Origin of the sequence: Streptomyces sp. NPDC059668, assembly GCF_042734135.1 — a bacterium.
Lineage (GTDB): Bacteria > Actinomycetota > Actinomycetes > Streptomycetales > Streptomycetaceae > Streptomyces.
Genome location: NZ_JBHWEL010000017.1, coordinates 11,172 through 33,678, shown reverse-complemented (window position 1 = coordinate 33,678; position 22,507 = coordinate 11,172). Strand labels below are relative to the sequence as shown.

Genomic DNA, 22,507 nt, shown 5'->3' with positions numbered 1-22,507 from the left:
GGCTTCACGGCTTCACGGCTTCACGGCTTCCCGGCTTCCCGGCTTCGCGGTGAGGGAGGTCTCGATGCGGCGGAGCTGATGGTCCATGGCCGTCAGCCACACTTCGAGGTCGACGAGGGTGGGCAGCCCCGGATGGTGCCGCGGCAGCGGCGGAGCGCAGGGGCGTCGACCGGGCGCGGGGGTCTGTTCCGTGGTGAAGCGCAGGGCGATGCGGTCCACGTCCGTCGTCAGCTCGGCCGCCGTCCGGCGCGCCCATGCGCGGGCGTCCGGCGGCACGTCGGTGGTCGGTACCTCGAAGCAGGGAAGCCGCTGGGCGCCGAGCACGGTGTGGTACGCCACCACGAGCACCCCGTGCCAGTCGGCCTGGACGTCCTCCCGGGCGGTGGGCGGCTCACTGCGGAACTGCGCGTAGGCGGCCTCCGCCAGCCGCAGGTGATGCAGGGTGCGCGAGGTCGAGGGTGCGCAGGGGTCGGCCCCGGGTGCCTCCAGCAGCGCGTCGACCGTGGCGGGCACCAGCGCCCCGCAGGAGCGCAGCAGGCTCGCCATGGTGCGGCGGACCTCCCGCCGCGCCCCCGCCGGCCAGGCCAGCAGCCCGCACAGCAGGCCGATGACACTGCCGGTGACGACATCGACGAGGCGTGCCTCCGACAGCCGCCAGGTGGTCGGGGCGATCTGGGCGAAGGCGAGGGCGACCACCAGGGTGAACAGCCCCTGGGCGTAGGCGACTCCGAGCCGGGGCCCCAGGTCGAAGGCGATGAGCATGCCGGGTACGAGGAGAACGGCGTAGGCGTCCAGGTGCCGTCCGACCGCGATGAGCAGCGCACCCGCCGCGACGGCGCCCACGAGATTGCCGAGCACCGCCTCGCGCACCGCGCGCCAGGTGGCGCCGACCGTGGTGCGCGCGAGGGTGAGGACCGTCAGCAGGACCCAGAATCCGTGCGCGAGGTCGAGGGTGCCCGCGACGAGCCGGGCGACGGCGAGCCCGCACGCGACCCGTACCGCGTTCTGGAACCACACCGAGCGATGCGTCGCGTTGCCCACGATCCGGCGCGTCCACAGCGACGCGGTGGACAGGTCCACGTACCAGAAGAGGTCACGGGGCGAGAGCGGCGGGCCGCGGTGTCCGGCGGCGGCGACGCCCACGGCGGTCACCACGATCCACGCCGACTCCGCCAGCGTCAGTACCGCGGCCTGCCGTCGGAGCACCCGGCTGTCGACGTCCTGTTCCCCGGGATCGGCCGCGCGGCGGATCCGGGCGGCCTGGAAGCGCTCGATCTCCTTGCGGAGCAGGTCGGCCGACGGCGGTGGCCGACCGGTGCGCAGGGCCCCGGCCAGGTCGGCGCAGATGTCCGCGACACGGGCCCGGAGCACCGCGGACGCCGGGTCCGTGCCCAGCGGTACGCCCTCGGACGCGGACAGCTCGGACTGCGAGGCCAGTTGGTCCAGGATGCGGCGGGCCGCGCCGCCCGCCTGTCCCAGGGCCCGGTCCCCGCGGCCCGGTCCGGTGGGGCGCTCACCGGGTGCGACCCGGGACAGCCGCATCCCCTCGCTGAGTGCGCGCAGCCTCGCGACGGGAACGCGGTCCGGCTCGGCCGCCGCCACCGCGGCCGTCTCCAGCGCGTCGGCGAGCAGGTCGCGAAAGGTCCTGTCGGGAGGGCCGCGCAGAAGGTACGTCTGGCACAGCGCGAGGAGCACGACGCCCACGGCCACGCCCGTCAGCCGGCCGCCCAGCGTCTGGGGGGCGTAGGGCGGGAAACAGGCCAGGATGTACAGGAGTTGCAGACCGGGCGCGGGTCCGGCCGCGCGAGGTCCGGCCACCACGCTGAAGGTCAACAGGAATCCGACGACCAGCATGCCCGCCACGGCGGCCGCGGTGGACTGCGCCAGTGCCGTGCCCAGGGCGACGAGAGCCAGTCCGAACGGCAGGGTCCGCAGGGTGACGCACGCCTGCTGCCGGCCGGTCCCGGGAATGGAGGACAGCAGGCCGAGCGCGATGGGGGCGAACAGCGCGTACAGCGCCGCCAAGGGCTCGTGGAGACCGTAGAGGAACACGTAGAAGCCGACGGCCGCCGAGCAGGTGACCTGCACGGACCGCCGTACGATCGCGGAACCGCCGGGCCCGGACCTCATACCCGCTCGCCGCCCGCGCCGGCCCGCGCACCACGGTCGGCCCGTGGCGGGGGTTGCGGCGGTGCGCTCATGGGGCACATGCGGGCGTTCCTCTCGGCAGGCGCCACGGATGCGCGGCGACCGGGCCTCTGCTCATCTTCGACCCGGCGGAGGACCCGCGCACGTGGTGGCGGTCGTGCCGGGTGCGGGAGGGCGGGGGGACTCGTAGCCTGAAACGGCGCGGTCACGGGGCCGGGGGGCGTCCGACGGCGGGGGCAACGGGAGTCGCCATGGCGTACCGGTTCAACGAGAACGACCAGTTCGACCACGAGATCCGGCTGGCGCTCGGCTCCGCCTGGCGGCAGGGCGCGGACGTGGGCGAGGTGCTGGCGACCTCGGCCACCGTGGCGGACGCCGGTGGCGAGACCTGGTTGTGGACCTGGGCCGCGCTCGGCCGTCATGTCCGGGCGCAGGGCGAGAAGTGCGCGGCCCACGGGCGGTCGGTCTCCGCCCGGGACGCGTTCCTGCGGGCCGCCGGATACTTCGGGCTGGCCCTCGTGGGCGTCGAGTCCTGCGCGGACCCCGGGACAGCGCTGCGCGAGGTGTTCGGGGAGCACCGCGACTGCTTCGACCGGTTCGCGCGGACGTGGGACCCGCCCGCCGAGCGGGTCGCCGTCCCGTACGGGGCCGGAACGCTGCCGGGCTACCTGGTGAGCCCGCCCGGTCCGCCGCTCCCGCTGCCGACGATGATCGTCAACAACGGCGGCGACAGCCCGCTCAGCTCCGCCTGGACGCTTCTCGGCGCGCCCGCCGTGGCCCGGGGACACCGCGCGCTGCTGTTCGACGGGCCCGGTCAGCAGTCCATGCTGTTCGACCACGGGGTGACGTTCCGTCCGGACTGGGAGAAGGTCGTCACGCCGGTCGTGGACTTCCTGTCCGCGCGGTCCGACGTCGACGCCGAACGCATCACGCTCGCCGGCGTCGGCCAGGCCGGATACTGGGTTCCGCGCACGCTCGCGTTCGAGCACCGCATCGCCGCCGCGGTCGCCGATCCGGGTGTCGTCGCCGTCGCGGAGAGCTGGTGGCACCGCCTCGGCCCGGAGCTGCGCGGTCTGTGGGACTCCGGTGAGCGCGACACCTTCGACCGCGTCGTCCGCGAGGCACTGGCCGCGGACCCGGCGCTCGCCGCGTCGTGGCGCCGGCGGGCCCGGCCGTACGGGGTGGACTCGCCGTACGACCTGCTGGCCGAGGTCTCCCGGTACGACGTGACCCCGGTGGCCGGGCGGATCAGGACCCCGCTGCTGATCACCGCCCCGGAGGGGGAGCACTTCTGGCCCGGCGCGCCGCGGCGGCTCTACGACGCGCTGCCCGGTCCGAAGGCGCTGGTCTGCTTCACCGAGGCCGAGGGCGCCCCTCTCCACGGCGAGCCGACGGGCCGCGCGCTGTTCGAACAGCGTGTCTTCGACTGGCTGGACGACCGCCTGGCGGCCGGACCGCCGGACTGACCCGTCCCGGCCCTCGCGGGCACCGCCCGGGACATCGCGCCCCGACGCTCGCGGACACTCGTCCCGGGTCCGGCACACAGCGGTGCGGGGCCCCGGGGTCCGTCCCCCGGAACCCCGCACGCCGGTGTCCGTCAGGATTTCAGCAGGCGGTCCGTGAGGACCTCAGCAGGCACCCTCGTCCTGCCAGACACCCCAGTCGGAGGCGACCGGAGTCTCGTTCTGGGTCCACCACTTGGCCTTCCAGTTGTGCTTGTTGTACGACACCTCGTTGCCGGCCGTGTAGACGGCGGTCGGGCTCCAGGCCGCCTTGCACCCCGTGCCCGGAGGCGTCGGGGTCGGGGTCGGGGTGGGAGTCGAGGTGGGCGGCGTCGCTCCGGCGAACTTCACCGAATACTTCGCGAAGTCCCAGGAGTTCTGCGCGACGCTGGAGCAAGTGCCCGATGTGCGACCGCCGTTGTCGGCCGGGGTGCACTGGCGGTCACGGTTGAGGGACCAGAACGTGAAGCGGTCCATGTGGTGACCGGTGGCGTAGTCCAGCACGGTCTGGAAGTCGGCCTGCGTGAAGTACTCGCCGGTGTCGCTGCGGCCGTTCATCCCGGAGAAGCCCTCGTGGGCGTAGGCGGTCGCCTGGTCCCAGCCGAAGGTGGACTGCAGGATCTGGTTGAAGTTGGTGAGCGCGCTGGTCTGCGAGGCCGCGCCGTTGAAGCCGCCGTCGAACGGCATGATGGAGAAGTTGTTCGGGGTGAACCCCTGCGACTTGGCCTCCAGCAGCATCTGCTTGCCGAACCAGCCGGTGCCGTCCGCCGTGCCCGCGGTGGTGACCGAGACGTACAGACCGGGGTTGTTCTGCTGGAGGATCCGGGCGGCCCCGATCTCGTTCTTGATGGCCGCGGTGTTCTCGTACTCCGGCTCCTCCAGGTCGAAGTCGATGGCGTGCAGGCCGTACTTGGTGATGACCTGCTGGTACGCCGCCGCGGTGGCGGCCGGGTCCGAGCACGCCTGGCCGAGCTTCGTACCGCCGTACCCGCCGATGGAGACGGAGACGTCGCCGCCCCTGGCGCGGATGGTGTTGACGACCGACTGGACGGCGGTGTCGGAGGAGACCGCGGCCGTGCCGCCCCATGTGGGGCTGCATCCACCGCCGTTGGGCGCGAGGACGAAGGCCAGCTGGAACGCCTTCAGGCCGGTGGCGTCCATGATGGCGGCCGGGTCCGGCGGATCGTTGTCGAGCGGCATCAGGTAAGGAGCCGCGGCGTACCAGCTGTTGCCGAGTGCGGAGGTCGCACCGGAAGCGCTGCCCGCGACCAGTGCGGTCGTGCCCGCCGCGGCGAGTCCGACGGCGGCGACCGCGCCCAGACATGCGCGAAGACGTCTCACTGTGCCTCCAGGGGAGAGGGGTTGGCCCCAGCTTCGTGACGCTGTTGCGGTCATGTCAATGGATTGGCCTAGACCAGATTCCCCTTTGGACTAGACCATGCGAATTCTTTACCTCGCGGGCGCGGGCGCGGGCGTGCGCACGGACGCGGGCGCGGGCGCGGCGTCGGGCCCCGGACTTGGGCACGGGAGCCGGGGCCGGGGGCCGGGGCCGAGGGCCGGGTACAGGGGCCGGGGCCGGCCGGGGGGTCAAGTCACCCTTGTCGGCCCTCCAGCGCCGACGCCACGCGCTGCGCGGTCTTCTCCCCGGCGTGCTGCTTGATCAGGCCTTCCTTGGCCACGGCCCGTACCCGTATCCCGGTGCTGGCCTCCTCCACACGGGTCACGGTGACCGTGACCACGACCGGGTTCAGCGCCGCGAAACCCGCCCCCGACATCACCCGCAACGCCACCCGGTCCGCCCCGGACTGGAGCAGGGACGGATCCGTGCCGCCCGTCGACTCGACCAGGCTCCCGCGGACGCGTTCGAGGGCGAGATCGAAGCTCAGCGGCAGCCGCAGCTCTATCTCGTGGACGTCGTGTTTGAGGAACCTGGCCGCGAACTTCGCGCCGAGGCGCCCCTGTCCGGCGATCGCGCCGAGGGCCTCTTCCAGAAGCCTGTCCTCCGAGTGATCCAGCATCCGACTCCCCTGCCCCTCACCTGCACGAATGGCCGCTCACCCTAGCGTGCGAGGCCCCTCTCCCGGAATGCGGTCACCCCCTCGGTCCCCGGGGCCCGCCCCGGACCCGGTCCGGGCCGGGTTCCGCGCCCCGGCCCGTGCCCGGACGTACGCCGGGTACCACTTCGTGAAGCGGACCGCCGCGACCAGCATCGCGATCGGGACGACCCAGTTGAGCCAGTCCGCGCCCGACGTCACCCGCAGGGCGAGCAGCCCCAGCAGAGCCGTGACCAGGAACACCCCGCCCCACACCGCCGTCAGCACCCGGTTGGTGCGCCGGAACACCGGTGAGTCCCAGTACTCACGGGGTACCGACTCGCGGGCGTACTGCTCGGTGAACGGTGTGAACGCGAGGGACCCGAGGGCCACGGCGGCGATCACCCCGTTGGACAGCGTCTGCGCGTAGGTCTCCAGCCAGATCAGTTCCTGACGGTCCAGCACGAGACCGAGCACGCAGACGACGGCGAAGAACACCACACCCGCCGCTTCCAGGACCTTGAGGCTTCCGTGCCGCAGTTCGGGAACGTTGAGGACCAGCGCGGTGACGAGCGCGGCCAGGGCCGCGTACTTCCATGTGCTGGGACTCGCCACGACGTCGAAGACGATCCAGGGGGCGAACCCGAGGAAGACGCCGCGGGGGTGCGGCGGTTCACGGCCGGACGGGTCGGTCGGCGCGGGCGCCGCGGGCCCGGGTCCGGGCGGCGGAGTCCTGCCGGTCCCCGTCCCGCCGGGGCCGCGCGTCGCATCGGGTGGAGCCATCGGGCACCTCCGTGGCCTGAGCCGCCGGGTCGGGCCGAGGGCAGGAGGTGTCCCCCGGCTCGGCGCTGAGGCGAGACCTCTGCCTCTCATGCTGCGACCGACCCGCCCCCACCGCATCCGCTGCGCCCGTCCGGCCGGGAGACGCAGGTCACATCCGACCGCCCCGCCCCCGTGTCACATCCCGCCGGGCCCGTCCGTCAGGGGTGTGTATCCACCGACGCAACGAGGAGACCGCCATGAACGCCGACGCCCGACTGAACCTCTTCAACAAGGCCATCACGGCCCAGTTCGCACGGCACATCAACTCGGCGGGCAAGGTCGTATCGGACTCGGCACTGCCCCACCCGACGCAGGAACTGGTGAAGCTCCGTGCCAGCCAGATCAACGGCTGCGGCTTCTGCACCGACATGCACACCAAGGACGCCGCGCACGCCGGCGAGTCCGCCCTCCGCCTCAACCTGGTCGCGGTCTGGCGGGAGGCCACGGTCTTCACCGACGCCGAGCGCGCCGCCCTGGAGCTGACCGAGGAGGGCACCCGCATCGCCGACGCCGCCGGGGGCGTGTCCGACGAGGTCTGGGCGAACGCCGCCAAGCACTTCGACGAGGAACAGCTCGCCGCGCTGGTGTCCCTCATCGCGCTGATCAACGCCTACAACCGCTTGAACGTCATCGTCCGGCAGCCCGCCGGCGACTACCAGCCCGGCCAGTTCGGATGACCGGAACGGACTGACCCCCGAGTCACCGCCCCGGGCGGGCGGGGGGGGGGGGGGCGGGGGCCCCGCGCCCCCCCCCCCCCCCCCGCCCGCGCCCAGCCGCCCGCCCCCCCCCCCCCCCGGCCCCGGGCCGCCCCCGCCCGGGCCCGCCCCCCCCGTACCGCCCCCGGGCCCCGCCCGCCCCCGCCCGCCCCCGGCCCACCGCTCCCGATCGCCTCGCGGCCATCGGGTGGTACCGCGGTACCACCCGATGGCCGTAGTTCACCCCCCGGTACCACGGCTCGTGGGGTCCCTGGCGTCTAACGTCGCAGGTGAGGCGCTCCAGAACCGGTGTGGCGCCCGGACGCGAGGGAGAGCGATGATCGAGGCACAGCAGCTGACCAAGCGGTACGGGGAGAAGACGGCGGTCGACCATCTCGACTTCGTCGTCCGGCCCGGCACCGTCACCGGCTTCCTGGGGCCCAACGGCGCGGGGAAGTCGACCACCATGCGCCTGATCGTCGGGCTGGACGCCCCGAGCAGTGGCTCCGTACGGGTCGGTGGCCGCCGCTACGCCCAGCACGCCGCTCCCCTCCAGGAGGTCGGCGCGCTGCTGGAGGCCAAGTCGATCCACCCCGGCCGTTCGGCGTACAACCACCTCCTCGCGCTCGCGCTCACCCACGGCATCCCCCGCCGCCGGGTCGACGAGGTCATCGAGCTGGCCGGGCTCGGCAGCGTGGCCAGGAAGCGGGCGGGCGCGTTCTCGCTCGGCATGGGCCAGCGCCTCGGCATCGCCGCGGCCCTGCTGGGCGATCCGCAGACGGTCATGCTGGACGAGCCGGTCAACGGTCTCGACCCCGAGGGCGTGCTCTGGATCCGCAATCTCCTCACCGAGCTCGCCGCCGAGGGCCGTACCGTCTTCGTCTCCTCGCACCTCATGACCGAGGTCGCGCTGGTGGCGGACCACCTGATCATCGTGGGACGGGGCCGGCTGCTGGCCGACACCACCGTGCACGACCTGATCCGCGAGGTGGGCGGCGACACCGTGAAGGTGGCCACCGCCGATCCCGCCCGGCTGCGGGAGGTGCTGGCCGGTCCCGGCGTCGACATCACCGGCCACGCGGGCTCCGAGGAACTGCACGTGACGGGTGTGACGGCACGCCAGATCGGACTGAAGGCGGCCGAACACGGCATCGCGCTGTTCGAACTGAGCGCGAAGTCCGTGTCCCTGGAAGAGGCCTTCATGGACCTGACCAGGGATGCCGTCGAGTACCACGGCTCCACCACCGCGACCGGCGCCGGCGTCGAGACCCCCGGGAGGGCCGCATGAGCACCATCACCGCGACCGAGACCTCCGCTCCGCTCCCCGCACCCGTCACCCGCCCCGACTACCGGGTGACCGGACGCCGGGTGCTGCACTCGGAGTGGGCCAAGCTGTGGTCCCTGCGCTCGACCTGGATCACGCTCGGCCTCGGCCTCGTCTTCCTCGTCGCCTTCGGCCTGATCGCCGCGGCCCAGTTCAAGTCGAGGATCAACTCCGGCCACCACATGGACCCGGACTTCGCCCACTCCACCGCCGTCAGCCTGTCGCTGTTCGGCACGAACTTCGCGCAGCTGGCGCTGGGTGTCCTGGGCGTGCTCGTGACGGCGGGCGAGTACTCCACCGGCATGATCCGCTCCACGCTGGCCGCGGTCCCGCGCCGGCTGCCGGTGCTCTGGTCCAAGTCGGCCGTGTTCGGGCTGGTCTCCCTCGCCGTGGGCACCGTCGGCGCGTTCGTCGCCTTCCTGTTCGCGAGCCAGATCGTGTCCGGTACGAGCGCGGCCATGACCTTCTCGCACCCGGGTGTGGTGCGCAGCCTGCTGGGCGCGGGCCTCTACCTCGGTCTGGTCGGTGTGATCGGCGCCGCCCTCGGCGCGCTGCTGCGCTCGGTGGCGGGCGGCATCTCGGTGCTGGTCGGCGCGCTGATGCTGGTCCCCGGCCTGATCTCGCTCCTGCCGAGTTCCTGGCAGGACGACATCAGCCCGTACCTGCCCAGCAACGCGGGCGAGTCGATGTTCGCCCTCACCCACGACAGCACCACCCTGTCGCCCACCGCCGGGCTCGTCGTCTTCCTCGGCTGGACCGTGCTGGCGCTGGCCGGAGCCGCCTACCGGCTGGTGCGCAGCGACGCCTGACGGCCCGCACGCCACGCGTAACGTCCGCTGTCGGTGCGGTACCCGGCTCATCCGGGTGCCGCACCGGCATGCCTCGCCCACGATGGACAGGTGACATCCGTGACCGCCGACGACACCGCCGGTATGAGCCCGCTGTTCGCCCGGCTGACCCGCGGCGGACAGTGGCTGCGGCAGGCGGACCGGGCGCGTCCGTGGGTACTGGACACGGCCGTGGTCGTCCTGGTCTTCCTGATGTTCTGTCTGGCGGACCTGGTGCACGGGCACGACGGGCGGCGCGAGCTGGCCGCGCGGTTCACCCGCCCGCCGCTCGCCGGGATGCTGGCGTTGCAGGCGGGACTGGTGCTGCCGCTCCTGTGGCGGCGCAGGAATCCGACCGCGGCCTTCGCCGTCATCACGGCGGTCTTCCTCCTCCAGTGGTCGCTCGGTGTGCTGCTGCGCGCCGACGTCGCCCTGCTGATCGCCCTGTACAGCCTGACGCTGCACGGAACGCTGCGGCATCTGGCGTGGGCCTGCGCCGTCACGGCCGTCGGCCTGGTCCTGGTCGCCGTGCGGGCCTCCGCCGTGGTGTCCGTCTGGGACGCGCTGTTCTTCCTGTTCAGCACGGCGATCGCGGCCGTCGCCATGGGGATGGCGGTGCGCATCCGACGGGCCCAGCTCGCCGGGCTGCGGGAGCGGGCGGCCCGGCTGGAGATCGAACGCGACCAGCGCAGCAGACTGGCGGCGGCCACCGAACGCACCCGGGTGGCCCGCGAGATGCACGACATCGTCGGCCACAACCTCGCCGTCATGATCACTCTCGCCGACGCCGGGGTCTACGCCTGCGACGTCACCCCCGAACGGGGCAAGCAGGCGCTGCTGCTCATCGGCGACACCGGCCGCCAGGCCCTGGGTGAACTGCGCCGAATGCTCGGCGTGCTGCGCGAGGAGGCCGAGGCTCCCGCGCTCAGTCCCCAGCCGGGCATCACCGACATCGACGCGCTCTGTGCGCGCATCCGCTCCGCCGGCCCCCTGATCACCTATCGGACGGCCGGTGACACGGACGCGCTGGACGGCGGCGTACAGCTGACGGTCTACCGGATCGTCCAGGAAGCGCTGACCAACAGCCTCAAGCACGCCGGAGCCGACACCCGCATCCACCTCACGATCGCCGTGGAGGGCGCGCGGGTACGGATCCGGGTCCAGGACACCGGGTCACCGGGCGGCCCGCGGCCCGCCGGTCCCCCGAACGAGGAAGGGCACGGGCTCGCCGGCATGCGCGAACGTGCGGCGCTCTACGGCGGCACGGTCGACGCGGGGCCGGTACCCCGGCCCGGCGGTGGATGGACCGTACGGGCGACCCTGGATCTCACCCCGCTCCCCGGCTCCGAAGGCGGCACCCCTTGACCACCGTGCTCATCGTGGACGACCAGCCCCTCCAGCGCTTCGGCTTCCGCATGCTGCTGGAGTCCGTCCCCGACACCGAGGTGGCGGGCGAGGCCGCGCACGGCGCCGAGGCCGTGCGCAAGGCCGCGGAACTGCGCCCCGACGTGGTCCTCATGGACGTCCGGATGCCGGGCATGGACGGTATCGAGGCCACCCGCCGGATCATCGCCACGGGCGGCCGCTCCCGGGTCCTCGTACTGACGACCTTCGACCTGGACGAGTACGCCCACGCGGCCCTGCGCGCCGGGGCGAGCGGCTTCCTCCTCAAGGACGCCCGCCCCGAGGAGCTGTTGGCGGGCATCCGCGCCGTCGCCGCGGGGGACGCCGTCATCGCCCCCGCCCTGACCCGGCGTCTCCTCGACGCGTACGCCCAGCACCTGCCCGGTCAGGGCGCGGCGGACGCGGACGCCGACCCGAGGCTGCGCTCCCTCACCGACCGCGAGCGGGAGATCCTGGTGGCCATCGGCAGGGGCTGGAGCAACGGGGAGATCGCCGCGCGTCTCGTCCTGTCGGAGTCCACCGTCAAGACCCACGTCGGCCGGGTCCTCGCGAAGATCGGCGCGCGCGACCGGGTCCAGGCGGTCATCTTCGCCTACGACCTGGGCCTCGCCCGCCCCAACAGCACCGCGTGACCCGGCCGGGAGACGGGGCCGGTTGTCCGCCGGCCGTCGCGTGGCGCCGGCGGAGGAACGGACCCGGACGGCCTCGTAGTGTCCCGGAGGCATAGTCGCTACGCTCGCTGTGGGGAACATCCGTGCGGATGGGGGCGTCGATGGCGTACCGGAGACCGGTGTGGCTGTGCTGCGGAGTCTTAGCCACGGGGCTGTTGCTGGCCGCCTGTTCGGGGCCGGGGAGCGCGGACACCGAACCCACCGCTTCCCGGAACGCGACCGCGAACCGCGGCAAGGGCGCCACCTCAGCCCCGGCCCCCAGCACCACCCGGCTGGACTTCAGACCCGATCCCGGCCGCGCCCCGCACACCCGCGCACAGGGCGCACGCCTGGCCCGCGCCGTCGCGGCGGCGCCCGTCGACTGGGGCCCCGGCTTCGTCAAGCGCACCCCGTACGAAAGCGATCCCGGCGAGTGGCCCGTGCTCGACACGCACTGTGTCTGGCAGCGCGAGGCACTGCCCGCGACGGTACTCGCCACCCTCACCCGCTACAGCGAACTGCCCGCGGAGCCCGGCAAGGGCCCGGTCCGGGTCGCGGCCGTCGTCACCGTGCACCGGACCGTGCGGGACGCCGAGTGGGAGATGGCCGAGACCCTGGAGGAGGCGCTGCGCTGCCCCGACCAGCAACTGCGCCAGGGCGAACGGATCAGCGGACTGCTCTCGCAGGGGTCGGACTTCGGACTGCTGGGCAACTCCACCGCCGAGGACACCCTCACGGAAGGCGGCAAGTACTCCAGCGAGGAACTCGGCGGCCCTTACTACTACTACTGGGTCCAGAGCCGGCTGGCCCAGGTCACCGTGGCCGTCGTCGGCAGGGGTGCCAAGGGCCGGTCCGGTGACGAGGTCGACGCCGCGCTGCAACAGGGAGCCGCCCAGATGGTGAGCCTCGCCCAGAGCGAGCTGGAGGGACCGCGGTGACCGGGCGTCTGCTCCCCACCGACCCCTCCTCCGTCGGCGGACACCGGCTGCTGGCCCGCCTCGGCGCGGGCGGCATGGGCGTGGTCTACCTCGGCCGTACGGAAGCCGGGGCGCTGGCCGCCGTCAAGGTCATCCAGGCCGAGTACGCGGACGAGCCGGACTTCCGGGCCCGGTTCCGCCGCGAGGTCGAGGCGGCCCGCCGGGTGGTCAGTCCCTGGGCGGTGCCGGTCACCGGCGCCGACCCCGACGCGGCGGCACCCTGGCTGGCCACCGCCTTCGTGCCCGGCCCCTCGCTCGAGGAGGCGGTCGCCCGTCACGGCCCGCTGCCCGTCCGGAGCGTGCGGGTCCTGGCCGGGATGCTCGCCGCCGCGCTGCGCGAGGTGCACTCCGCCGGGCTGGTGCACCGCGACGTCAAGCCCGCCAACGTCCTGCTCGCCGTGGACGGCCCCCGCCTCATCGACTTCGGGATCGCCCGCGCGGCCGACGAGACCGCGATCACCTCCACCGACCTGGTCGTCGGCACACCCGGCTTCCTCTCCCCCGAGCAGGCCGAGGCACGGGGCGCGGCGGTGGGACCGGCGAGCGACATCTTCTCGCTGGGCTGTCTGCTGGCGTACGCGGCGACCGGCCGTCCGCCGTTCGGCACCGGCACCGCGGACGCGCTGCTCTACCGCACGGTCCACGACGAACCCGACCTGACGGGCCTCGGAGCCGAGGAGGACGCCGAGGACGCCGGGCTGCTGCCCCTGCTGCGCCGGTGCCTGGCGAAGGACCCGGCGAACCGCCCGACGCCCGAGCGGCTCGGCGCGCTGCTGCCGGTGGAGGACGCGATCCCCGAGGGCGGCCGGATCGACTGGCTGCCCGAGGACGTCGTACGGGCCATCGCCGACCGCTCGTCCGAGATGCTGGCGCTCCCGGACATCGAGCCGACCGCCGTACCGGCGCCGGGGGACGCGGAGCGGGCGGCGCCCGGCCGGCGGCGCCTGCTCGTGCTGGCGTCCGGAGCGGCGGTGCTCCTCGCCGGTGGCGGCACCGCGGCCTGGGCCGTCCTGCGCGACGACGGCGGTCCGGGGACACCGCAGGCGCGGGCCGGCCGCTGGGCCGTCGGGGTGCAGGCCGATCTGAGCGGGGCGCGGAAGGTGGCGGGGCAGGCGCAGGAGCGCGGCGCGCGGCTGGCGGTCGAACAGTTCAACTCCCGTGCGGACAAGCCGTTCGAGCTGACGCTGAAGACCGCGGACGACGGGGGCGGCGCCGGGCGTGCGCCGGGCGCCGCCAGGAAACTGATCCAGGACACCGACGTGCTCGCGGTGCTCGGCCCGACCACCGACGAGGCGGCGAGCGCGGTCCTCGGCGCGTACGACGAGGCTCTGCTGCCGGTGCTGTGCGTCTCGGCCGGCGGACTGATCCTGACCTCCCAGCAGTACCGGTCCTTCGTGCACTGCCGCCCCAGTGACGCGGCCGTCGCCCTCCCGATCAGCATCTATCTCATGAAGCAGAAGGGAGCGCTGCGGCCCGGTCTGCTCCAGGACCGCACCGCGCAGACGTACGCCCAGGAGTCCGCGTCGATCAACGCCATCATGCTGCGCCGGCTGGGCCGGCCGGCCTATCCGCGGGTGATCCCGGCGCACACCGACGACGTGGGACCCGTCATCGCCGACATGCTGCGGTCCGGCATCGGCTCCTTCATCTACGCCGGTGACGCGCGGGGCGGCGCCCGGGTGGCCCGGGGACTCGCGGCGGCCGGCTTCGACGGCCCCCGGCTCACCCCGCAGGCCGTGATCGACCCGGCGTTCCTGGAGCTGGCCGGTGAAGCGGCCGAGGGATGGCTGCTGACCGCCTCCTTCGTCGACCCGTCCGCCGTGCCCGCCGCGGCGGCCTTCACCGCCGCCTTCCGTAGACGTTTCGGTGCCGCGCCCGGCTACTACGCGGCCGAGGCGTACGACACCGTCAACCTCGTCGTCCAGGAGCTCGTGAAGGCCACGAAGGGCGGACGGCCGCCGAAACGCCAGGAGTTGCTGGGCCTGTTGCGCAAGAGCCGATACAAGGGCATCACCAAGGAGTTCTCGTTCAAGCCGGAGGACGGTTCGTTCGCCGGCTGGGGTGTCTTCCTGCACCGGGTCGAGGGCGGCAGGTTCCGCTTCGTCGGCCCCGCGCCCTCCGAGGTGTAGCGATGAGCGGTGTGCGCCCCGGCGAACACGCGGCCGTGCACGCGCTCAAGCCGGGTGACCCGCCCTTCGTCGGCGGTCACCGGCTGCTCGGCCGGCTCGGCGCGGGCGGCATGGGCGTGGTCTATCTCGCCCGTTCGACGGGCGGGGCGCTGGTCGCGCTGAAGGTGATCCGCGAGGAGTACGCGGCCGACGACGGCTTCCGGGCCCGGTTCAGGCGCGAGGCCGAGGCGGCGGGCGGACTCACCGGGCGGTGGGTGGTCCCGGTCACCGCCGCGGACCCCGGCGCCCGCGAGCCCTGGCTGGCGACCGCCTTCGTGCCGGGTCCCTCGCTGGCCGAGGCGGTCACGCTGCACGGGCCGTTGCCCCACCGCACGGTCCGCGCCCTGGGCTCCCGGCTGGCCGAAGCGCTCGCCGAGGTGCACGCCGCGGGTCTGGTGCACCGGGACGTCAAGCCGGGCAACATCCTGCTCGCCCTGGACGGACCCCGGCTGATCGACTTCGGCATCGCCCGTTCCACCGGTGCCACCGCGCTGACCGCGAGCGGCGTGGTCATCGGCTCGCCCGGCTACCTCTCGCCCGAACAGGCGCGGGCCGGTGACGTCGGCCCGCCGAGCGATGTCTTCTCGCTGGGCTGCGCCCTGGCGTACGCGGCGACCGGCCGCCGTCCGTACGGTACCGGCACTCCGGCCGCGGTCGTCTTCCGCACGGTCCACGAGGAACCGGACCTGGACGCCGTACCGCGGGCCCTCGTCCCGATGCTGACGGTCTGTCTCGCCAAGGACCCGCGGGACAGACCCACCGCGCGGGAGGTGGCGGAGGCCCTCTCCGGCACGGACGGACCGGAGGACGACTGGCTGCCGTCCGCACTGCCCCGGCTGATCGCGGAACGCTCGGCCGCCGTCCTGGCCCTGCCCGATCCCGGGCCCGCCACGCTCGTGCTGCCGCCGGAGCGGCCCGGCCTCTCTCGGCGTCGCGTGCTGACGCTGGGCTCGGCGGCCGGAGTGGTCCTCGCGGGCGGCGGGCTGGCGGCCTGGGCCGCCTCCAGACCCGCGGCGGGCAGCGACGGCACGACCGGTTCCGGACCTCTGCCCCGGTACGTCGTCGGGCTGCACGCGGACCTGTCCGGACCGGGCAGGGCGGACGGCCGGGCCCAGGAACGGGGTGCGCGGCTGGCCGTGGAGCACTTCAACTCCCGCCCCCGCGACGGCCGCGCCTTCGATCTGGCCCTCAAGGTCGTCGACGACGCGGGGACGGCCGGGCGGGCCCGGGAGGTGGCCGGAAGGTTCGCCGCCGACCACGACGTGTACGCCGTCATCGGCCCGACCGGCGACGCCTCGACCCGGGCCGCCCTCGCCCGGTACGAGCAGGCCCTGCTGCCCCTCGTGACCGTCTCGTCCGGCGCGGGCCGGTTCTCGAAGACCGGCACCCGCGCCTTCTTCCAGCTCCGGCCTGACGAGTACTCACTGTCCTCGTGCTTCATCCATTACCTCACCCACACCGAGAAGAGCCTCAGGACCGCCCTGGTCGACGACCGGGCGGCCAGCCGCTCCAGCTGGCAGATCGTCAAGGACCTGACCACGTTCCCGCCCGCCGACGGCACCACCACGACCCAGGTCGTCGCCGCGGACAGCGAGGACTTCGACACCGTCGCCGCCGCCGTGACCGCGTCCAGGGCGCAGGCCGTGGTGTACGCGGGCTCTTCACCGCACCGGGCCGCCCGGTGCGCCCGCGCGCTGGAACGGGCCGGATTCCGGGGCACCCGCATGGCACCGCAACCGGTCCTGGAGCCCGCGTTCCTCAAGGAGGCGGGCACCGCGGCCGAGGGCTGGGTGATCAGCACGACCTATGTGGACCCGGCCCGACTGCCCGGCGCGGCCGGCTTCGTGACGTCGTACCGGAAACGCTTCGGGGTTCGCGCCGTCGAGCGCTTCGCGGTGGAGGCGTACGACGCGCTGTTCTTCGTCGCCGAGGCGCTGCGCCAGCTGGGCGGCGTCGGGGTCGAGCGCGGAGCCATGATCCGCAGGCTCCGCACGACCACCTACAAGGGGCTCGCCAAGACCATCGCGTTCAACACCGTGACCGACGAGTTCCAGTGGGTCGAGGGCCTCTTCGTCCACCGTGTGCACGACGGCAAGCCGGACTTCCTGGGCCGCTACGACCGGCTCGGGAAGACCTGACCCGGGGACACGCCAGGACGCCCAGGGCCTCGTCTCCTTCGGCGTGACGGTTCGTCGATCATTCGAGCATCCGAGATCAACAATCGGTGAGCGCGGCCGGCACGGGAGCATCGAGGTGCTGAAGCAACGCGGCGAGCTTGTGATCCAACTCGAGTCCCACCTTGGTGATTTGAGGTGTGTTGAAGCTGCCGAACCGGGTGCTGGGCTGGTCGACGGTGAACCACGCGACATCGTCGGCGTCTTCCACGATGGCTGTGCGCAGGGGGGCATAGAGCAGAATGGCCGGGTTGTAGCGGTACATTCTTTGCGCCATGGTGTGATTACCCATGAGGTATTCGACGCAACGGCCCCTGTCCCCGGCGAGACGCATCATCGACGTGAAGTCGTGGGACCAGTAGATGATCCAGTCATGCGGCGCGTTCTCCGCGGTGGCCTCAAGAATGGTCTGCCAGTCGACGCCCTTCTCGACGAGGGCGGCGAACCGTTTACTCTCGAAGACGGGAACTGCCCGCTCGTAGCGATTCCTGAATTCGTCGAACGAGTCGTCGACCTGTACCGTCAGCCGATCGACCCGGTGCGAGATCGTTTCGATCCTGCCATTCGATGATTGGGCCACGGTTCTCTCTAATCTTTCCCGAAGACCGTGGCAAGTGCACGGTCGACTTCCTCCTGCGTACCCGCCTCGAAGTAAGCCCGCCAGCCGTCCCAGTTAGGAATCCTGCCATCCATGCCCCAACACAGATCAGGGATCACGTATACATGCACCCATGGCCCCCGGGCGGGCAACAGGCCTTCTCCGCTGACGGAACGGACTGCGGCTGTGACCTTCTCCAGAACCAGTTTGGTGTCTTCCGGAGTCGGCAGAAGCTTCCGTGGAGCTATCACATCGACCTGCCACTGCGCAGACGGATCACCAAGGCAATGCGGATTGTACCAGTTATCGGGATCGAATTCGTAGTACTGAACCCACGACGTCTGCTGGTGACGTGGCGTGTTTCGGAGTTTCTCAACCTCCGCCACAGCCGCGATCAATTTGTCGCCGAGTTCACGCTTTCGTTCCGCACTCAATTTATCTTTCATCACGTGTACGCGTACGAAAACCATGGCCGCCGCCTCCCATTCCCCCTCCACCCCTCCTTCCACTCTACGAACGTTCCCGGCCTCGGCAACTCGCAGGATGACGGCTGGGTCTGGCTGTCACCTCGGCGAACACCGACAGGAATCCCTTGCTGAAGATCGCTCATTGTCCCGCGCCCGACACATCACGTCCTCGTGGACAGGAATCCGGAGTCATACACCGTTGACGCGCTCCTACGCATGCGCGAAGCCCACTTCGAGCGCGTCACCAACGGATTCGAAGAACCTGGAGCAGTCGCTTCGAAGAGCGTTTCGTCCCGGCGCCGGGCGTCGGCCACGCTCGTGCTCAACGCGCCTAAGGGCTGTCCCGTAATCCCCGGCGGGCGCACGACGACAGCTACGGCACCTCGCCGCGTTGTCGGATCGCCCGAATACACCCAGTATGAGGACGACCCTCCGCCTTGCGATGCACCGCATCCGACGCCGCGCGCTGATCCACCGGGGATTACGGGACAGCCCTTAGGGCGTGGCCGGCCGCCGGAGCAGGTAGAGGCCTGCGACGGAGACCAGGACGGCCATGCACGCGATGAACACCAGCCCGGCGCCCTCCAGTCCGATCCGGTCCGCCAGCACTCCCGCGCCGATCACCGGCACCGAGATGCCCACGTACGCCACCACGAACAGCAGGGAGATGACCGCCGCGCGCTGGTCGTCGGGGGACGCCTGGGCCACCGTGGACAGCGCCCCGCGGAACGCGAGCCCCTGTCCGGCCCCGCCGACGACCGCGCTCAGCACCACCAGCGCCAGCAGGTCCCACCGCAGCGCGCCCGCGAGCAGCGCCAGCCCCGCGAGGAGTCCGGCGCAGCCCACCGGCAGCGACCGGTCCGGCCCGATGACACCGACGGCCAGTTGCCCCGCGGTCGAGGAGAAGAAGGCCAGGGCGACGACCAGCCCGCTCACGGCGCGGCTGTGCACGTCCAGGGAGTGTTCGAGGAAAGCCGGACCGACCGCCGTGAACACACCGAACAGCGCGAACCCCACGAACGCGGCGATCGCCGCCGGTCCGAAGACCGACCGCACCCGCGCGGGCAGGCCGGGCCGTTGTGGCCGTACCGTACGCGCCGACCGCCGCTGCGCCACGGTCTCCGGCAGCCTCAGCAGGACCATGACCGAGCAGGCCACCAGGACGAGATGTACGGCGAAGGGCAGGTAAAGCGGCCACGGGGCGTACTGCGCCAGCAGTCCCGCGAGCAGCGGACCGCAGCCAAGACCGCCCATGTTGGCGGCCGTCGCCACGAGCGTGGCCCGGGCGCCGCTGCCGTGCGGTGCCAGATCGATCACGTAGGCCGTGGCGGCGCCGGTGAACAGACCGGCGGACAGTCCGGACAGCAACCGTCCCGCGTAGAGCCAGCCCAGCCCGGTGGCACACAGGAAGCAGACGGCGCCGGCCGCCGCGAACCCCAGGCCCCACAGCAGTACCGGTCGCCTGCCCACGGCGTCGGAGGCGTTGCCGGCCAGCAGCAGCACGCCGATGACTCCGAAGGCGTACACCGCGTACACGACGGTGACCATCAGCTCGGAGAACCCGAACTTCTGCTGGTAGAGGGTGTACAGCGGGGTCGGCAGTGTGGTGCCGGCCATGCACACCGCGAACACCGTCCCGCCGAGCAAACACTGGCGCCACCCTCGGCGAACACCGTCCATGCCGCCGACAGTAACCCCGTGCGCCGCCCCGGACCGGTTCGGCGTGCCCGGCGTGCCGGACGTACCGCGCGCAGGACGAGGCGCGGGACGGTTGAGTAGTGGTTACTGATCCGCCGCCCGCCGTACGTGGCCACAGTGCTCGTGTGACGACGACGGGGGATGCTCCATGGGACAGGGCTTCGGGCAAGGATTCGGGCAGGGTTTCGGGCAGGTGCGCGAGCCGCACGAGACGCTTCGGGACGGGGCGCGCGTACCGGCGCCGTGGCAGGGCGGACGAGGGGTGCTGGAGGGCGCGTTCCAGGTGATGGCGGTGCTGGACCAGGCGGGCCAGGCGGGGTTGACCAGCCTCGCGGCGCGGAGCGGACTGCCGAAGTCGACGGTCTACCGGCTCCTGGGGCAGTTGGCCGAACTGGGCGCCGTGGAACGGCACGCCGACGTCTACCGGTTGGGGCCGCGGATGTTCCGGCTCGGGCAGGGGTGGCAGCCGTATCCCGGGCTGCGGACCGCGGCCCGGGAGCCGGTGCGGCGTCTGGTCGCGGCCACCGGGGCGACCGTGGGCGTCAGCGTGCTGCGGGAGGGACGGACTCTCGTCCTGGACTGGACGGCCGGTCAGGACACCGCGCTCACCCCTCTGCTGGACGTGGCCTCCTGGCCGTGGTTCACGGCGGCGGGCAAGGTCCAGGCCGCCGGGCGTCCGGGCCCGCGCCCGGACCCGGACGTGCCCGCTTCCTGGCCCCGCGAGGCGGCGGCCGTCCGGGAGCGCGGCGTCGCCTTCGACCGCGGGGAGGTCGTGGAGGGGGTCTGCTGTGCGGCGGTGCCGCTGCTGGGCGCGGGCGGTGCCGCTGTCGGAGCGCTGTGTGTGCTGACCACGGTCCCGCGGCGCCTGGAGCCGCTGGCGGACGTCGCCCAACGGGCCGGCGAGGCGATCACGGCCCGTCTGCGGCAGAGACGGCCGGGGGCGGTCCCGGCCCGGTCCGTCCCCCGTGGTGCACCGGCTGTGCCGCGATGAGGGCCCTCCGGTGAGCAGGGCTCCGGGCCCGGTCGGGCGCCCAAAGTTTGGACTTGCGGGTCCAATTTTTTCCTCGCACAGTGGACCGCGTGCCCTGGCCGTCCAGGGCCCCGCTCGCCCGTAGGCCCTGTGCGCAACGGCCGAGCGTGTCCACGGTGGAGAACCGAGCAACGGAGTGATCATGTCGATGCGTCTTGAGGGCAGGACCGCCCTGGTGACCGGGGCGACCAGCAACATCGGGCGGGCGATCGCGGAGGCCTTCGCACGTGAGGGGGCGCACGTCGCCGTCTCCGGCCGCAGCGCCGAGCGGGGCCGGGAGGTCGTCGAGGGGATCCGCGCGCGCGGCGGCCGCGCCGACTTCGTACGGGCCGACCTGGACGGCAGCGCCGCCGCCTCACGGGCACTGGCCCAGGAGGCGACGCGGGTCCTCGGCGGCCGTGTCGACGTCCTGGTCAACAACGCCGGCATCTACCCCGGCGACGTCACGACGGCCACCGACGAGAAGACCTTCGACCAGGTCTATGCCGTGAACGTGAAGGCCCCGTTCTTCCTGACCGCGGCGGTCGCCCCCGCGATGGCGGAGGCCGGCGGCGGGGCCATCATCAACCTGGGCTCCTGGATCGCCCGCCTGGGCATTCCGGTCGCCGCGCTCTACAGCTCCACCAAGGGGGCGGTGGAGACGCTGACCCGGGCCTGGGCGGCGGAGTTCGGGCCGCTGGGCGTGCGCGTGAACGCGATCTCCCCGGGTGTGGTGCAGGAGTCCGCACCGGGCGAGGCGCACCCCGCCGAGGTCATGATGAAGGGCACCCCCGCGGGGCGGATGGGCACCCCCGGCGAGATCGCGGACGCCGCCGTGTACCTGGCCGCCGACGAGTCCTCGTTCGTGCACGGCATCGTGCTCGACGTCGACGGCGGCCGCACCACCGCCGCCGTCATCGCCGCCTGAGGCGACACTCGCCCGCTGCCGGTGCGTCACGAGCGCCGTGCCCGCCGCCGCACCGGGCAACGGAGTTGACGGCCGGCCCGCGTGGATCTGCCGGGACCCCTGTCATGTCCGTTGCGTCGAAGATGAGTTGACCGGCGTCGAGTCCAACCCGGTTCCGGCGTCGGCCCTCCGGGCCGCCTCCCGGACCCGGCCTCCCGGTACCGCGCCTGGTACCGCGCCTCCGGTACCGCGCCTCCGGCGTCGGGCCTCCCGGCAGCGCGTCTGCCGGCACCGGTCGCCCGGACCCGCCCCCCTCCCCCGCCGCGCCCCTTCGCCGACGCCGACGCCGACACCGACACCGACACCGACGCCGTCAAGGACCGGACGTCGGCCGCGCCTGGCAGATTGTCGCCGTTGACCCGTATGTACGGCACATGACAGCGTCAATCCGCCGGGGCGGCAGGCCCCGGGCGCATCCGAAGAGGGGACCGATCAGCATGGGTGGCAGACGGCTCACGTACACGGTGGCGGCGGCCACGACGGCCGCGCTCCTCCTGGGCGCCTCGGGCACGGCCGCCGCGACGGCGACCGGTCCGGCCCCGGCGGCGACGGTCCCGAAGGCGGTGAACGCCTCGGGCCAGAGTGACTACTCACCGGAGGAGGAGGCACACCTGCGGGAGGTCGCCGCCTCCATCTGGAACGCCGACCTGGCCGCGGGATGGAACATGAACCCCGACGTCGCCGACGTCCTCTCCCAGGCCACCGGGGAGATCCTCCGGTGCTCCGAGGCCTTCGCCCTGGTCCCCCGGCCGCCCGGGTTCCTGCCGGGTGTCGGGTATCTGCTCAGTTACTGGAAGAACCTCAAGGACTACTTCCTCGTCGTGAGGGACAACCGGTCCTACCGTGCCTGCGTGGTGACCGCGGCGGCGAACCACCGCTCCGCGATCGAACTCGCCTCCATGGGCATCTGACCGGACGTGGCCCACCAAGGCCCGGACGGGGCGGGGGCGCGGGGGGGGGCGGGGGGGGGGGGGGGATTTTAGACAAAGAACAGCACACACAGACACGGTGTGTATAGTTTTGGGGGGTGGGGGGTGAGAGTGG

At 72.8% G+C, this 22,507-nt stretch carries 19 protein-coding genes; 12 read left to right on the top strand and 7 right to left on the bottom strand.

The features are described from left to right. Positions 1 to 12 precede the first annotated feature (12 nt). The gene (locus ACFV2J_RS15290; protein WP_385087692.1) at positions 13 to 2,130 is read right to left on the bottom strand and encodes an FUSC family protein; all 2,118 of its coding nucleotides are present in this window, start codon (positions 2,128 to 2,130) and stop codon (positions 13 to 15) included. Between the two features lie 269 nt (positions 2,131 to 2,399). On the opposite strand from ACFV2J_RS15290, the gene ACFV2J_RS15285 reads away from it, so the two are divergent. Continuing rightward, on the top strand, positions 2,400 to 3,614 hold the full coding sequence (locus ACFV2J_RS15285; RefSeq protein WP_385087690.1) for an alpha/beta hydrolase family protein: 1,215 nt from the start codon (positions 2,400 to 2,402) through the stop codon (positions 3,612 to 3,614). Positions 3,615 to 3,776: 162 nt separating this feature from the next. Here the strand turns inward: ACFV2J_RS15285 and ACFV2J_RS15280 are convergent, their stop codons facing one another. The 3 genes from ACFV2J_RS15280 to ACFV2J_RS15270 all read right to left on the bottom strand — a co-directional run bounded on the left by ACFV2J_RS15280 (position 3,777) and on the right by ACFV2J_RS15270 (position 6,466). After that, positions 3,777 to 4,991: a chitinase gene (locus tag ACFV2J_RS15280; RefSeq protein ID WP_385087689.1), complete on the bottom strand. Its 1,215-nt coding sequence runs from the start codon at positions 4,989 to 4,991 to the stop codon at positions 3,777 to 3,779. Positions 4,992 to 5,242: 251 nt separating this feature from the next. Next, positions 5,243 to 5,668 (bottom strand): hypothetical protein, encoded by a 426-nt coding sequence (locus tag ACFV2J_RS15275; protein ID WP_385087687.1) that lies wholly within the window; start codon positions 5,666 to 5,668, stop codon positions 5,243 to 5,245. A gap of 36 nt (positions 5,669 to 5,704) precedes the next feature. Beyond that, complete coding sequence (locus ACFV2J_RS15270) at positions 5,705 to 6,466, bottom strand: hypothetical protein (protein ID WP_385087685.1); 762 nt, start codon at positions 6,464 to 6,466, stop codon at positions 5,705 to 5,707. Between the two features lie 236 nt (positions 6,467 to 6,702). Here ACFV2J_RS15270 and ACFV2J_RS15265 point away from each other — a divergent pair, with 236 nt between their 5' ends. The 8 genes from ACFV2J_RS15265 to ACFV2J_RS15230 all read left to right on the top strand — a co-directional run bounded on the left by ACFV2J_RS15265 (position 6,703) and on the right by ACFV2J_RS15230 (position 16,688). Next, entirely contained in the window at positions 6,703 to 7,182 is a 480-nt protein-coding gene (locus ACFV2J_RS15265; RefSeq protein WP_385087683.1) for a carboxymuconolactone decarboxylase family protein, read from the top strand. A 355-nt stretch (positions 7,183 to 7,537) separates the two neighbouring features. Further along, complete coding sequence (locus tag ACFV2J_RS15260) at positions 7,538 to 8,488, top strand: ATP-binding cassette domain-containing protein (protein WP_385098119.1); 951 nt, start codon at positions 7,538 to 7,540, stop codon at positions 8,486 to 8,488. Further along, positions 8,485 to 9,333: an ABC transporter permease gene (locus ACFV2J_RS15255; protein WP_385098122.1), complete on the top strand. Its 849-nt coding sequence runs from the start codon at positions 8,485 to 8,487 to the stop codon at positions 9,331 to 9,333. Before ACFV2J_RS15260 ends, ACFV2J_RS15255 begins: the two co-directional genes overlap by 4 nt. A 90-nt stretch (positions 9,334 to 9,423) precedes the next feature. After that, entirely contained in the window at positions 9,424 to 10,716 is a 1,293-nt protein-coding gene (locus tag ACFV2J_RS15250; protein ID WP_385096648.1) for a sensor histidine kinase, read from the top strand. Then, entirely contained in the window at positions 10,713 to 11,387 is a 675-nt protein-coding gene (locus tag ACFV2J_RS15245; protein WP_385096651.1) for a response regulator, read from the top strand. The genes ACFV2J_RS15250 and ACFV2J_RS15245 overlap by 4 nt, the downstream gene beginning before the upstream one ends. A gap of 140 nt (positions 11,388 to 11,527) precedes the next feature. Further along, positions 11,528 to 12,343 carry a hypothetical protein gene (locus ACFV2J_RS15240; RefSeq protein WP_385096653.1) on the top strand — a complete coding sequence of 272 codons (816 nt, stop codon included), beginning with the start codon at positions 11,528 to 11,530 and terminating at the stop codon, positions 12,341 to 12,343. Further along, a complete protein-coding gene (locus tag ACFV2J_RS15235; protein WP_385438971.1) occupies positions 12,340 to 14,511 on the top strand; it encodes an ABC transporter substrate-binding protein in 2,172 nt (723 codons plus the stop codon). Before ACFV2J_RS15240 ends, ACFV2J_RS15235 begins: the two co-directional genes overlap by 4 nt. Before the next feature lie 2 nt (positions 14,512 to 14,513). Beyond that, positions 14,514 to 16,688 (top strand): bifunctional serine/threonine-protein kinase/ABC transporter substrate-binding protein, encoded by a 2,175-nt coding sequence (locus tag ACFV2J_RS15230; protein WP_385438968.1) that lies wholly within the window; start codon positions 14,514 to 14,516, stop codon positions 16,686 to 16,688. A 76-nt stretch (positions 16,689 to 16,764) separates the two neighbouring features. Here ACFV2J_RS15230 and ACFV2J_RS15225 read toward each other — a convergent pair whose 3' ends face one another. The 3 genes from ACFV2J_RS15225 to ACFV2J_RS15215 form a co-directional block, all read right to left on the bottom strand. Continuing rightward, complete coding sequence (locus ACFV2J_RS15225) at positions 16,765 to 17,304, bottom strand: DUF302 domain-containing protein (RefSeq protein ID WP_385087860.1); 540 nt, start codon at positions 17,302 to 17,304, stop codon at positions 16,765 to 16,767. Positions 17,305 to 17,312: 8 nt separating this feature from the next. Further along, the gene (locus ACFV2J_RS15220; RefSeq protein ID WP_385087858.1) at positions 17,313 to 17,819 is read right to left on the bottom strand and encodes a 4-oxalocrotonate tautomerase family protein; all 507 of its coding nucleotides are present in this window, start codon (positions 17,817 to 17,819) and stop codon (positions 17,313 to 17,315) included. 465 nt (positions 17,820 to 18,284) lie between these two features. Beyond that, positions 18,285 to 19,469, bottom strand: a complete 1,185-nt coding sequence (locus ACFV2J_RS15215; RefSeq protein ID WP_385096682.1) for an MFS transporter — start codon at positions 19,467 to 19,469, stop codon at positions 18,285 to 18,287. Between the two features lie 166 nt (positions 19,470 to 19,635). Here ACFV2J_RS15215 and ACFV2J_RS15210 point away from each other — a divergent pair, with 166 nt between their 5' ends. From ACFV2J_RS15210 to ACFV2J_RS15200, 3 genes are all read left to right on the top strand, one after another. Then, entirely contained in the window at positions 19,636 to 20,478 is an 843-nt protein-coding gene (locus ACFV2J_RS15210; protein ID WP_385096679.1) for an IclR family transcriptional regulator, read from the top strand. Between the two features lie 181 nt (positions 20,479 to 20,659). Next, positions 20,660 to 21,424, top strand: coding sequence for an SDR family NAD(P)-dependent oxidoreductase (locus ACFV2J_RS15205; protein ID WP_385096676.1), 765 nt, complete (start codon positions 20,660 to 20,662; stop codon positions 21,422 to 21,424). 476 nt (positions 21,425 to 21,900) lie between these two features. Beyond that, a complete protein-coding gene (locus ACFV2J_RS15200; protein WP_385096672.1) occupies positions 21,901 to 22,374 on the top strand; it encodes a hypothetical protein in 474 nt (157 codons plus the stop codon). Positions 22,375 to 22,507 lie beyond the last annotated feature (133 nt).

Excerpts from the sequence above, each read along its gene's own strand:
- ACFV2J_RS15290 (WP_385087692.1), bottom strand. The coding sequence starts at position 2,130 with ATGAGGTCCGGGCCCGGCGGTTCCGCGATCGTACGGCGGTCCGTGCAG.
- ACFV2J_RS15285 (WP_385087690.1), top strand. The coding sequence starts at position 2,400 with ATGGCGTACCGGTTCAACGAGAACGACCAGTTCGACCACGAGATCCGG.
- ACFV2J_RS15275 (WP_385087687.1), bottom strand. The coding sequence starts at position 5,668 with ATGCTGGATCACTCGGAGGACAGGCTTCTGGAAGAGGCCCTCGGCGCG.
- ACFV2J_RS15270 (WP_385087685.1), bottom strand. The coding sequence starts at position 6,466 with ATGGCTCCACCCGATGCGACGCGCGGCCCCGGCGGGACGGGGACCGGC.
- ACFV2J_RS15265 (WP_385087683.1), top strand. The coding sequence starts at position 6,703 with ATGAACGCCGACGCCCGACTGAACCTCTTCAACAAGGCCATCACGGCC.
- ACFV2J_RS15260 (WP_385098119.1), top strand. The coding sequence starts at position 7,538 with ATGATCGAGGCACAGCAGCTGACCAAGCGGTACGGGGAGAAGACGGCG.
- ACFV2J_RS15255 (WP_385098122.1), top strand. The coding sequence starts at position 8,485 with ATGAGCACCATCACCGCGACCGAGACCTCCGCTCCGCTCCCCGCACCC.
- ACFV2J_RS15240 (WP_385096653.1), top strand. The coding sequence starts at position 11,528 with ATGGCGTACCGGAGACCGGTGTGGCTGTGCTGCGGAGTCTTAGCCACG.
- ACFV2J_RS15230 (WP_385438968.1), top strand. The coding sequence starts at position 14,514 with ATGAGCGGTGTGCGCCCCGGCGAACACGCGGCCGTGCACGCGCTCAAG.
- ACFV2J_RS15215 (WP_385096682.1), bottom strand. The coding sequence starts at position 19,469 with ATGGACGGTGTTCGCCGAGGGTGGCGCCAGTGTTTGCTCGGCGGGACG.
- ACFV2J_RS15210 (WP_385096679.1), top strand. The coding sequence starts at position 19,636 with ATGGGACAGGGCTTCGGGCAAGGATTCGGGCAGGGTTTCGGGCAGGTG.
- ACFV2J_RS15205 (WP_385096676.1), top strand. The coding sequence starts at position 20,660 with ATGTCGATGCGTCTTGAGGGCAGGACCGCCCTGGTGACCGGGGCGACC.
- ACFV2J_RS15200 (WP_385096672.1), top strand. The coding sequence starts at position 21,901 with ATGGGTGGCAGACGGCTCACGTACACGGTGGCGGCGGCCACGACGGCC.